The 11918-nt window shown below is 55.8% G+C and carries 11 protein-coding genes and 1 riboswitch; of the genes, 6 read left to right on the top strand and 5 right to left on the bottom strand.

The genetic code is table 11. The features are described 5' to 3' along the window. Window positions 1-366: 366 nt before the first annotated feature. A riboswitch (TPP riboswitch) is annotated at window positions 367-463 on the top strand. Between the two features lie 35 nt (window positions 464-498). From thiM to UR504_RS20830, 3 genes are read left to right on the top strand one after another with little or no spacing between them, the layout of a single operon-like run. Continuing rightward, the gene (gene thiM / locus UR504_RS20840; protein ID WP_302235116.1) at window positions 499-1269 is read left to right on the top strand and encodes a hydroxyethylthiazole kinase; all 771 of its coding nucleotides are present in this window, start codon (window positions 499-501) and stop codon (window positions 1267-1269) included. Next, the gene (gene thiD, locus UR504_RS20835) at window positions 1266-2066 is read left to right on the top strand and encodes a bifunctional hydroxymethylpyrimidine kinase/phosphomethylpyrimidine kinase (protein ID WP_115875817.1); all 801 of its coding nucleotides are present in this window, start codon (window positions 1266-1268) and stop codon (window positions 2064-2066) included. Before thiM ends, thiD begins: the two co-directional genes overlap by 4 nt. A 42-nt stretch (window positions 2067-2108) precedes the next feature. Further along, entirely contained in the window at window positions 2109-2855 is a 747-nt protein-coding gene (locus tag UR504_RS20830) for a GntR family transcriptional regulator (protein ID WP_111965802.1), read from the top strand. Here the strand turns inward: UR504_RS20830 and UR504_RS20825 are convergent. From UR504_RS20825 to UR504_RS20815, 3 genes are read right to left on the bottom strand one after another with little or no spacing between them, the layout of a single operon-like run. Continuing rightward, window positions 2829-3782, bottom strand: a complete 954-nt coding sequence (locus UR504_RS20825; RefSeq protein WP_302235120.1) for a PfkB family carbohydrate kinase — start codon at window positions 3780-3782, stop codon at window positions 2829-2831. The two genes, UR504_RS20830 and UR504_RS20825, sit on opposite strands and share 27 nt — an antisense overlap. Beyond that, on the bottom strand, window positions 3779-4783 hold the full coding sequence (locus tag UR504_RS20820) for an ADP-ribosylglycohydrolase family protein (protein ID WP_271368664.1): 1005 nt from the start codon (window positions 4781-4783) through the stop codon (window positions 3779-3781). The genes UR504_RS20825 and UR504_RS20820 overlap by 4 nt, the downstream gene beginning before the upstream one ends. Further along, complete coding sequence (locus UR504_RS20815; protein ID WP_320740099.1) at window positions 4780-6057, bottom strand: nucleoside permease; 1278 nt, start codon at window positions 6055-6057, stop codon at window positions 4780-4782. Before UR504_RS20815 ends, UR504_RS20820 begins: the two co-directional genes overlap by 4 nt. Before the next feature lie 250 nt (window positions 6058-6307). Between UR504_RS20815 and fbaB the strand changes: the two genes are divergently transcribed. Beyond that, window positions 6308-7360, top strand: a complete 1053-nt coding sequence (gene fbaB / locus UR504_RS20810; protein ID WP_008500869.1) for a class I fructose-bisphosphate aldolase — start codon at window positions 6308-6310, stop codon at window positions 7358-7360. Between the two features lie 53 nt (window positions 7361-7413). On the opposite strand, the gene yegS is transcribed toward fbaB, so the two are convergent. Further along, window positions 7414-8313, bottom strand: coding sequence for a lipid kinase YegS (yegS, locus tag UR504_RS20805; RefSeq protein WP_047174536.1), 900 nt, complete (start codon window positions 8311-8313; stop codon window positions 7414-7416). A 140-nt stretch (window positions 8314-8453) separates the two neighbouring features. Here yegS and UR504_RS20800 point away from each other — a divergent pair, with 140 nt between their 5' ends. Beyond that, entirely contained in the window at window positions 8454-8954 is a 501-nt protein-coding gene (locus UR504_RS20800; protein WP_115875813.1) for a DUF523 domain-containing protein, read from the top strand. 161 nt (window positions 8955-9115) lie between these two features. On the opposite strand, the gene yegQ is transcribed toward UR504_RS20800, so the two are convergent. Beyond that, window positions 9116-10477: a tRNA 5-hydroxyuridine modification protein YegQ gene (gene yegQ / locus UR504_RS20795; RefSeq protein WP_023312421.1), complete on the bottom strand. Its 1362-nt coding sequence runs from the start codon at window positions 10475-10477 to the stop codon at window positions 9116-9118. 419 nt (window positions 10478-10896) lie between these two features. Between yegQ and UR504_RS20790 the strand changes: the two genes are divergently transcribed. Then, window positions 10897-11898 carry a hypothetical protein gene (locus UR504_RS20790; RefSeq protein ID WP_048976170.1) on the top strand — a complete coding sequence of 334 codons (1002 nt, stop codon included), beginning with the start codon at window positions 10897-10899 and terminating at the stop codon, window positions 11896-11898. Window positions 11899-11918: the final 20 nt, after the last annotated feature.

The raw sequence follows: 11918 nt of genomic DNA, 5'->3' as shown, positions 1-11918 counted from the left end.
ATAAGATAGCGATTCATAATGGATGAGAGTCAAATTAGATATAAAACACTAATACATTAAATATATTTAAGTGTTTTGATTAAAATTGGTTAATAATACACATAACAGTTTATGTAAATTTATGGGTTTTTGCCGATTATTTATTATCGAACCTTTCGTCAGCTTCGAATGAAAATAAATTCAGCTCATTTTTGTTCCGGGATATACCAGGAGAAAATATTTATGTTGAAGATGCTAGCGAAAAAGTGTTTAGGGAGATTCATAACGCGATCGCTGCCGTGATAAATCAAAACCCCTTGCGCCTGACCTGTGGCCACGGTTACACTGATTGAGAACATTGATTTCAATAAATCATTGTTTTAAAAGTATTTTGACTCGGGGTGCCCTTCCTTGTGAAGGCTGAGAAATACCCGTATTACCTGATCTGGATAATGCCAGCGTAGGGAAGTCAGATGCCTTCCCGGTCATCGCTTCTTCACGCAAGGCAGGAGCGAACCCATGCAGCCTGACCTGCTCGATTTACACGTTTTACATCACTTCCGCACCCGTTCTCCGCTGACCCATTGTATGACCAATGATGTCGTACAGACCTTTACGGCCAACGTTCTGCTGGCGCTTGGCGCATCACCCGCGATGGTGATTGAGGCCGAAGAGGCTGAACAGTTTGCTGCGATCGCCGATGCGCTGCTGGTCAACGTTGGCACGCTGACCGCGCCGCGCGCCCAGTCGATGCGCCGGGCGATTGAGAGCGCGGTGGCGGCAGGCAAGCCCTGGACGCTGGACCCGGTTGCCGTGGGCGCCCTGGCGTTCCGCACCCGTTTTTGCCATCAAATTCTTGCCCTGAAACCGGCGGCCATTCGGGGCAATGCCTCTGAAATCCTTGCTCTTGCCGGGATGAGCCCGGGTGGGCGCGGCGTTGATACGACCGATACCGCCGCCAGCGCGGTGCCCGCTGCACAGGCGCTGGCCCGCCAGACCAATGCCGTTGTGGTCGTCACCGGCGAGGTGGATTACATCACGGACGGGCAACGTACCCGAACGGTTACCGGCGGCGATCCGCTGATGACGCGCGTGGTAGGCACCGGATGCGCGCTTTCTGCCGTTGTGGCGGCGAGCTGTTCGCTGCCGGGTGACCGGCTGGATAACATTGCAGGCGTCTGCGGATGGATGAAGCGAGCCGGAACGGTAGCCGTTACGCACTCCCTTGGCCCGGGCAGTTTTGCCAGCGCGTTCCTGGATGCGCTCTATACGCTGGAGGAGCAGGCATGAAGCGGATTAACGCCCTGACCATTGCCGGCACCGATCCCAGCGGCGGCGCGGGTATCCAGGCTGACCTGAAAACCTTCTCCGCCCTTGGCGCGTACGGCTGCTCGGTCATTACCGCGCTGGTGGCGCAAAACACGCGCGGCGTGCAGTCGGTCTACCGTATCGAGCCAGATTTTGTTGCCGCACAGCTGGATTCTGTGTTCAGCGACGTGCGCATCGATACCACCAAGATCGGCATGCTGGCCGAGACGGATATTGTGGAAGCGGTGGCCGAGCGGCTTAAACGCTATCAGGTGCAAAACGTGGTGCTGGATACCGTCATGCTGGCAAAAAGCGGCGACCCGCTGCTTTCGGCCTCCGCCGTGGAGACGCTGCGTACAAAACTGCTGCCGCAGGTGGCGCTTATCACGCCCAATCTGCCGGAAGCCGCCGCGCTGTTAGGCACATCGCATGCGCAAACTGAACGCGAGATGAAAGCGCAGGGAAACGCGCTGCTGGCGATGGGCTGCGGCGCGGTGCTGATGAAGGGCGGTCATCTTGACGACGCTGAAAGCCCGGACTGGCTCTTTACCCGCGATGGCGAAGTACGTTTTACCGCGCCGCGCGTGCAGACCAAAAACACCCACGGCACGGGCTGCACGCTCTCCGCCGCGCTGGCGGCGCTGCGTCCCCGGCATGAAGGCTGGGCCGATACGGTTAGCGAAGCGAAAGCCTGGCTCTCGGCGGCGCTGGCAAAAGCCGATACTCTGGAAGTCGGTCACGGTATTGGGCCGGTTCATCATTTTCATGCATGGTGGTAACCCAGTATACTGGCAGGAAACACCACGCCTGAGAAAACAGAGATGGAACAAGCGCATACCCGGTTAATCGCTCAACTGAATGAACGGATCGCCGCGCCGGACAACACGCCGCTGTACCTGAAATTTGCCGAAACGGTAAAAAATGCGGTGCGCAGCGGCATGCTGGAGCACGGGAATATTTTGCCCGGCGAGCGCGATCTGAGCCAGTTAACCGGCGTGTCGCGCATTACCGTGCGAAAGGCAATGCAGGCGCTGGAGGAAGAGGGCGTGGTGACGCGTTCCCGTGGATATGGCACGCAAATCAACAACATCTTTGAATATTCGCTGAAAGAGGCGCGCGGGTTCTCGCAGCAGGTGGTGCTGCGCGGCCAAAAGCCCAATACGCTGTGGGTCAACAAGCGTGTGGTGAAATGCCCGGAAGAGGTGGCTAACCACCTGTCGATCTCCCCGGACAGCGAGGTTTTTTTACTTAAGCGCATTCGCTATGTGGATGACGATGCGGTGTCGATTGAAGAGTCCTGGGTCCCGGTCGGGTTAATTCCCGATCCGGATGCAATTGGCATTTCGCTGTACGACTACTTCCGCAGTCAGAACATCTTCCCGCAGCGCACCCGCTCAAGGGTGAGCGCCCGCATGCCGGACAGCGAGTTTCAGGCGCACATAAAGATGGATGAAAAAATACCGGTGCTGGTGATCAAGCAGGTTGCGCTTGACCAGCAGCACCGTCCGATTGAGTACAGCATCAGCTACTGTCGCAGCGATCTATACGTCTTTGTGTGCGAGGAGTAATTCCTCACGCGTCGGGGCACAATCGCCGCCGCGGTGGCTGACCACCCAGGACGCCACGGCATTCCCCAGCAGAACGGCGTCTGCCAGCGACCATCCCGCTGCCAGCCCTGCCAGCGTGCCGCCCGCGTGGCTGTCGCCAGCACCAATGGTGTCCACAACCGTCGCCGGGAACGCCGGAACAACGCCCGAGGCGTCACCGTCATACCACATAGCACCGTCTTTATCATGGCGCACGATTAGCGCGGCGCCGAAGCGTTGCTGCCACACTTCACCCAGGTTTTCAGACTCCACACCTAATCTTTCAGCTGCAAGTTCCGCTTCCTGACGATTGAGCGACACGATTGGCCTGCAGGCCATAATCCGCTCCATCAGCGCGTCGGGAATATCCGCGATGCGGGGGCCGAAATCGATCAATGCCGTCACGTCCTGTAATCCCTCCAGCCAGCGTGTCAGCAGCTCGCCGCACGGCGATGCCAGCTGGTAGCCGGACAAATAAACCAGGCTGTTTTGCGGAACGTAAAGCGCATCCAGCCAGCGCTGCTGCCACTGGTTCTCCACGCCGCTAAAGGACATAAAGGTACGTTCGCCGTCAGGCTCAACCAGCGCCAGGCACCAGCCGTTGTCGCCCGTATCGGCCTCCACGGCGCTGTGCAGATCCTGCTTCGCCATGGCGTTGCGGATAATATCCGCCCAGACGCCGTGACCGACGGGCAGAGCGTTTTGCGCCGTAATGCCGAGCCGCTTCAGGGCGATGGCAATGTTCAGCGCGCACCCGCCGATATTCACGCCCTGCTGCTTAAGTTCGATATCGCACCCGCGCCAGGGCAGGGCGTAGGCGTCGGCGATGACGTCTATCACCGCTGCGCCCAGCACCGTCACCGGGCGCGTGGCGTGCAGGGTGTCGAGACGTTGGGCAAATGCATTCATACGCCCTCCCTTTGCTCCCGGTAGTGCAGCAGTTTCTCGCAATAGTGGCCGAAATCGAGCCGGTTAACGGCGTCGAGCTCGGCCTTCAGCGCCGGGTCAATTGCCTGGACGCCGTGGAGCGCGCCGCAGATGGCCGTCGCCATGGCGCCAATGGTGTCCGTATCGCCGCCCAGGTTGGCGCATAAAATGGCGCAGCGGTTCGGATCGGTTTCCGCCAGTTCGACCATCGCAATGGCCGCCGGGACGGACTCAATGGTGCTGGTTCCTGCGCCGACAAGCTGATAAATCTGCTCGCTGGCGGAGTCGATGCCGTTGGCTTCCCGTACGGTCTTAAGCGCCAGCTCAAGACGTGCCGCCAGCGACGCGCTGAAGGTGGTGGTTTTCATCTCCTGCGCATAGCGGGCGATACCCGGCAGAGCATCGACGATGTTCTGCCAGCTTTCGCCGTCGACGGCGCGGGAAACCGCCCACGCAATCACCACCGCGCCGGCAATGGCGAGGTCCGATTTATGGGTCGGGCTGGAGGCCAGCGCCACCTGCTCAACAAAGTGTTCCAGACGCGTGGCCGGAAGCAGGCAGCCCAGCGGGGACGCGCGCATCGCCGCCCCGTTGGTCACGCCGTTGTTTTCCAGCTCGCTGACCGGCTTGCCGTCACGAATTGCGTTAAGCGCGATTTTGGAAGTCGGGCCGAGCACGTTCTTATTAAACGCATCGAAATCGAGCGCCCAGTGCAGAATATGCTTGCCGATAACGTCCGCGTTAATCTCCCCGTCGCACTCAACGATCGCATCGGCCAGGCACAGCGCCATTGAGGTATCGTCGGTAAACTCTGCCTGTTTGAAATAGCAGGCCGCATTATTCTCTGCCGGGCCGGGTAAAAAGCGGTCGATCCAGCCGAAGTGCGACTTTACGCGCTTTCTCGGCCACAGCTCCGACGGCATGCCCATCGCATCCCCTAACGCCTGCCCGTAAAGGGCCCCGAGAACACGGTCTTGTTTCATTTAACTTCCCCTTGTGTCAGCGCGGTATCGCCATCAACCACCGCAATTGCGGCGATCTCTTTGTCCGATTCGCGGAAAAACAGCATAAACAGCACGGCAATCACGGCAATCATGATTGCACCAAACGTCCATATTCCGGCCCAGTTGAAGGTCAACCCATTCACCGGCTCTTTGTATGCGAACATTTTTTCCATCATCACGCCGCCCAGGCGGTAACCCAGCAGGCTACCAAAGCCCTGGCAGCACAGCGTAATCAAGCCCTGTGCGGCGGTGCGCATGTGCACCGGCGCTTTTTTATCCACGTAGATATACGCGGTGACGTAGTAGAAGTCGTAGCTCACGCCGTGCAGCAGAATCCCGAGGAACAGCAGGGCGTAGGTGAAGTACTGTTCCGCACCGCCGTATACGAAGAACCCGTAGCGGATGGCGGCGGTAATCAGACCCAGCAGTAAGACCTTCTTAATACCAAAGCGTTTGGTAAAGAACGGCAGGGCGAGCATAAAGAAGATTTCAGAAAACTGGCCGAGCGTCATCCAGCCGGTGGCGTTTTTCATTCCCACTTCGGTGAGATAGCCGTTGGCGAAGATGTAGTAGAAGGCCAGCGGCATGGCGAACAGGAACGAGCAGAAGAAGAACACGAGGAAGTTTTTGTCGCGTAGCAGGATCAGCGCGTCCAGCCCGAGCATCACTTTGAAGTCCAGCTTGCCGGTACTTTTCGGCGGGGTGTTCGGCAGGAAGAGGGCAAAGACGCCGAGCAGGGCGGAGCTGGCGGCCGTCATCAGCAGCGGAATATTGGTATCGGAAATATCGCTATAGCCCAGCATCTGCGGCAGGAAGCCGCACGCCAGCCCGGAGGCGATCCAGCCGATAGTGCCCATCACGCGGATACGCGGGAAATCGGCCTCGACGTCATCCACGTTCGCGAAGGCAATACTGTTGGTCAGCGCGATGGTGGGCATATAGGTCAGGGAGTAAACCAGCAGCAGCGGGAAGAAGGTGCTGAACTGGGTTTGCTGTGCGGCGAAGTACATCAGAATCGCGCCGGCAAACATCAGCACCGCCAGTACTTTCTGCGCGGCGAAGAAGCGGTCCGTCAGCGATCCGACCAGAATTGGGGAGAGGATAGCGGCAATGGCGGTACAGGCGTAAGACCAGCCGATTTCCCCCGCGGTAAAACCGCTTTTGCTCAGCCACAGCCACAGCGGCACAAACCACGCGCCCCAGATAAACCATTCAACAAACATCATGAATGACAGTTGGACTTTCGTTTTCATTTTTTAATCCTGCATGTCAGAGAGGGTACGCCTTTAACATACCATTCAATAATACCTTTTAAATACCTTTGTGGCGATTGTTTGATCAATGTAACAGTTTTGTTGTACACGAATCGAGCCAGCAGATTGTGCTGAAAAAAAATGCAATGGGTGGAAAATCTGTTAAGTCGGTACCAGGCTTAGTCTGCCCATAAATAATGGGACTGGATTAACGCACACCGACATGACGTCGAACTTACGGGAGTATCACATGACTGATATTGCGCAGTTGCTTGGCAAAGACGCCGACAGCCTTTTACAGCATCGTTGTATGACCATTCCAGCCGACCAGCTTTACCTGCCTGGTCATGATTACGTTGACCGCGTGATGGTCGATAACAACCGTCCCCCTGCCGTGCTGCGAAATATGCAGACGCTCTATAACACCGGGCGGCTCGGCGGCACCGGATATCTCTCGATTCTGCCGGTAGACCAGGGCGTTGAGCACTCGGCGGGCGCCTCCTTTGCGGCGAATCCGCTCTACTTCGATCCGAAGAACATTGTTGAACTGGCGATTGAAGCGGGCTGTAACTGTGTAGCCTCCACCTACGGCGTGCTGGCTTCGGTTTCGCGTCGCTATGCCCACCGCATTCCGTTCCTCGTGAAGCTGAACCACAACGAAACCCTGAGTTACCCTACCGAATATGACCAGACGCTCTACGCCAGCGTCGAGCAGGCGTTCAATATGGGGGCGGTTGCAGTTGGGGCGACGATTTACTTTGGCTCTGAACAGTCCCGTCGTCAGATTGAAGAGATCTCTGCGGCGTTTGAGCGCGCTCATGAGCTCGGCATGGTGACCGTGCTGTGGGCGTACCTGCGTAACTCGGCGTTCAAAAAAGACGGCGTGGATTACCACGTGTCGGCCGACCTGACCGGCCAGGCGAACCATTTGGCGGCGACCATTGGCGCAGACATCGTGAAGCAGAAAATGGCCGAGAATAACGGCGGCTATAAAGCGGTGAACTTTGGCTATACCGATGACCGCGTTTACAGCAAGCTGACCAGCGATAACCCGATCGATCTGGTGCGCTACCAGCTGGCGAACTGCTATATGGGCCGCGCGGGGCTGATCAACTCCGGCGGCGCGGCGGGCGGTGATACCGACCTGTCAGACGCGGTGCGTACGGCGGTTATTAACAAACGCGCGGGCGGCATGGGGCTGATCCTTGGCCGCAAGGCGTTTAAGAAATCGATGGCCGACGGCGTGAAGCTGATCAATGCGGTTCAGGACGTCTATCTGGACAGCAAAGTCACGATTGCCTGACCTGAGGGCGAAGTGTAGGCCGGGTAAGGCGTAGCCGCCACCCGGCAATACCATTAGCGCAAAAGCACACAGTCCGGCGGCAACCGACACTGCAGCGCGCCGGGCAACACCTCAATGCGGAACTGCGTCCCGCTCAGCGGCTCTCCGTCGAGGTTAAACGTCATCCCGTGCGGCGCATTTACCTCAAACCACGCCGATTTCCCGTCAATGATATTTGGACTCTCTTCCGGCTGCGTCAGCGTGGTAAACAGCGCGGGCAGCAGGCCGTCGCCCGTGAAAATCCTCAGCTGTAGCTGACCGTCATTGATCAGCGCCTCCGGGCACAGCTGCTGACCGCCGCCTGCCTGTCGACCATTGCCAATGCCAATGACCAGCGCGTCACCCTGCCACTGAAAATCCTCGCCGCGAATTTCGCAGCGGTCAGGCTTGAGGGTGTCCATGCGCATCAGACCGTGGATCAGATACGACACGCCGCCCAGCGCCGCCTTCAGTTTTTCCGGCGTTTCGCTGGTGATGCGCGTGCCAAACCCGCCGGTCGCCATATTGATAAAGCAGGTTTTATCATTCACCTGCGCAATATCTACAGCGGTGGCTTTACCGAGGATCGCCAGCTGGAGCGCCTTCTCTAACTCCTCCGGGATCCCGGCGCTGGTGGCAAAGTCATTAGCGGTGCCGAGCGGTAAAATGCCCATCACCGGGCGGTTTGCCGGGGGCAGGTCGATCAGCGCTGACGCGATCTCATTGATGGTGCCATCGCCGCCGCCGGAAATGATGGTCTCAACGCCAAGCCCGAGGGCTTCATTGATATAGCGTGCCGCGTCGCCTTTTTCCCAGGTTACCCTGACGTGGATCCGCGCGCCGTCGTCGCGCAAGCCGTGAATTGCCTGACGCAACAGATCGTTGCCTGCACTTTTGCCATTGAGAATCAATAAACTGTCTGGATAGGTTGCCATCCGCGCTGCTCCCTTTTTTAGCGTTAGTAAGAGTGTATAGCAGAGAGGAAAAAAGCGGGTAAGAACAGGATGAAAGGAACGAAATATGCCCGAAAGCGCGTTACACTCCAGCGATGATATGAACTAATCACAGGAAAGTGATGATGAATAAAATTTTGGTAAGCGCGTGCCTGATGGGCTTCAGGGTTCGTTATAACGCAAGTGAAAAAGCGAGAATGAACGCGCAACTCGCTCGTTGGCAACAGGAACAACGTCTGGTTATCCACTGCCCTGAACTGGCTGCCGGGCTGCCTGTACCGCGTCCTCCGGCAGAGATTATGTCCGCTGATGGCAAAGACGTAATGCGCGGGCAAGCCAGAATTATTGAAAATACCGGGCAGGATGTGACCGCACATTATCAGCTTGCAGCCTGGCTTGCGCTACGCGCTGCTCAGGAGTCGGGGTGTAGCGCTGCATTGTTAACCGATGGCAGCCCAACGTGCGGCAGTGAGTTCATTTATGACGGTTCTTTTCGCGGAATACATAAAGCGGGGAGGGGAGTTGCGGCATCGTTGCTCGCTGAGCATGGGATCGCCGTGTTCTCAGAGAAGCAAATCGACGAACTCATTGCCTGGATTGAGGAAAGAGAAGGCAAAAAATAAGCCCGCGTAAGGGAGATTACGCAGGCTAAGGAGGTGGTTCCTGGTACAGCTAGCATTTATGGGTTATGTTTTTCAGCGGGGGGATAATACCCGTATTGAACGAAGCGGTATGTGATCCGATTCTAAGAATTATCCCAGCGCGAAAAAATTTCCCTGATTGACTATTTGCCGTGTGGGTTTCGGGTGCTTTCACCGTTGAAGTTACGCATCAGCAGCGCGAACTTCAGCTCCACCTCTTCCGGAACCGGCAGCCATACGGTATGCCCGTCGCCCGGCGCCACGTCAATCGCTTCGCCTTTGCCGTTTTCCAGATGCTCCAGCGTGAAGTTCATGTTGCCCTGCGGGGTCATCAGCTCCAGGCTGTCGCCTTTGGTGAACTTGTTTTTCACCGCGACGGCCGCCAGCGCGCCTTTACGCTCGCCGGTGAAGTCACCGACAAACTGCTGGCGCTCGGAAACGGAGTAGCCGTGCTCGTAGTTCTGGTAGTCGTCGTGGGTATGACGGCGCAGGAAGCCTTCGGTATAGCCGCGATGCGCCAGGCCTTCCAGAGTTTCCAGCAGGCTGGTATCGAACGGTTTACCGGCGGCCGCATCGTCGATGGCTTTACGATACACCTGCGCGGTACGCGCGCAGTAGTAATAGGATTTGGTGCGGCCTTCGATCTTCAGGGAGTGCACGCCCATCTGGGTCAGACGCTCTACGTGGGCGATGGCGCGCAGATCTTTTGAGTTCATGATGTAAGTGCCGTGCTCGTCTTCAAAGGCGGTCATGTACTCGCCCGGACGTTTGGCTTCTTCAATCATAAACACGCTGTCGGTTGGCGCGCCGATGCCCAGCGTCGGCTCAACGTTGGTCACCGGGATAGGCTCATGCTTGTGGACGATGTTGCCGACGTCATCCTCTTTGCCTTCCTGAACGTTATATTCCCAGCGGCAGGCGTTGGTGCAGGTGCCCTGGTTCGGGTCGCGCTTGTTGATATAGCCGGAGAGCAGGCAGCGGCCGGAGTAGGCCATGCACAGCGCGCCGTGGACGAAGATTTCGATTTCCATATCCGGCACCTGGGTGCGGATCTCTTCGATCTCTTCCAGAGACAGTTCGCGAGACAGAATGACGCGGGTCAGCCCCATCTGCTTCCAGAACTTCACCGTTGCCCAGTTGACGGCGTTTGCCTGCACGGAGAGGTGAATATCCATCTCCGGGAAGTTCTCCCGAACCAGCATGATTAAACCCGGGTCCGACATGATCAGCGCGTCCGGCCCCATATCCACCACCGGCTTCAGGTCACGGATGAACGTTTTCAGCTTGGCGTTGTGCGGCGCGATGTTCACGACCACGTAGAATTTTTTGCCCAGGGCATGCGCTTCGTTGATGCCGAGCTGCAGGTTCTCGTGGTTGAATTCGTTGTTACGCACGCGCAGCGAGTAGCGCGGCTGGCCCGCATACACGGCGTCGGCGCCATAGGCGAAAGCGTAACGCATATTTTGCAGCGTTCCCGCCGGGGAAAGGAGTTCCGGTTTAAACATGTTTGTTCTCGTTCTGATGACAGGTCAGATCCGCGTGCACCCGGTGCAGCGGTAAGGGGAGATCCCCCACTTTAAGGGCGGGCATTGTAGCGCTGCGGGGCAGGGAGGTAAAGCGTCGAGTCGTATCACCGCCCATCCGGCGTGTACGCATATTTTTAGGTATTGTCTTTACCATCTGGCTTGAAAGACCGAGGCAATGCCGTTTCCCGCTTTCAGTACAAGCGTGGACTGAACATCATTGCTTTTGCTTAATTCGAATCAACCAGATACAGGAAAACTAACTGATATTGAGATCGTGTATAACTTTTGAGCGTCATCAAGTCGTCTGTTCAGGAACCTATCTGAATACGTAGCTTGATTAATGAAGAGAAAAAGACGGAATCTGTTTATGAACCGTTACCATTAGTCAGGGGAAGAGTATGGCGAGGCTGGATTTCTGTGAACTTGCTTCTGCAAGCGCAGATACTGCAGATAGCGACCAATTTGAGAAGTTCGCAAAAATATTCATGGAAAAAATTTTGGGAGGGATTGTAACTAAAGGCCCAAGCCGCGGGGCGGATGGTGGCATAGATATACGGGTTGAGTTTGATATTGCCGGATGTCGAATTGCCAAACTTGTTAGCTGCAAACACTACGCTCCTTCTAAAAAGTCCGTTGGTCGCAGTGATGAAGAGGACATTCAGGACAGACTTGCTGAATTTGAATGTGATGAGTTTGTTGGATTTTATTCCACCATTGCATCGTCCGGACTTGAGCAAAAACTGGAGCGACTGAAAGCTAAAAAAGGGATTTTGTACCAGATTTATAATTCAGAGGATATTGAAACCTTATTACTGGAAAATCATGCGGGCTTTCAGTTAGCAAAGCGTTTTTTTCCTCGCTCAGTACAAAATATATTACCACAATTTATTGCTCTACTGCCCACCTTCACATCCTGTGACGCAGTGCGTCATTCTTCAGGTTGGATAGTCCCGGATGTTTATAGTGACTACGAGCCACGGGTCTACGCCTGTAATGCTAATTTAGCTGCACAGTATGCAAATGAGAAGGCGATGAATGATATCCATGAACCTATGTTCTTGCAGGCATGGAAAGATGCCGTCCATATGTTTTCAGATTATTTCATTATTCCTGCTGCCGGTATTAACAGTGTAAGCAATATTAATGAATTACCACCGGACTGGGATACTTCAGACGATATAATAAATTTATCCGCCGGGAAACGATGGGCACTTTTGGCTATCTGGAGTTTTTTTGATGATAAAAAGGTTAATGCTATTTTGAAGAAAATGCATAAACATCCTTCTCAGCAAGATTTGAACGTTATTAGCTTCGCTTTCCTGGCGATGATAACTGGCACCGAGCGTCGCGATGTATTAGCGCGACTTTTTGCTTATGCTACACCTTTTCGTTCCTGGTAAGGCCACAGTTTTAATGTCTG

It is taken from the genome of Enterobacter sp. 241F3 (assembly GCF_034106785.1).
GTDB lineage: Bacteria > Pseudomonadota > Gammaproteobacteria > Enterobacterales > Enterobacteriaceae > Enterobacter > Enterobacter vonholyi.
The sequence above is the reverse complement of the archived record's forward strand: the minus strand, read 5'-3'. Positions and strand labels throughout refer to the sequence as shown.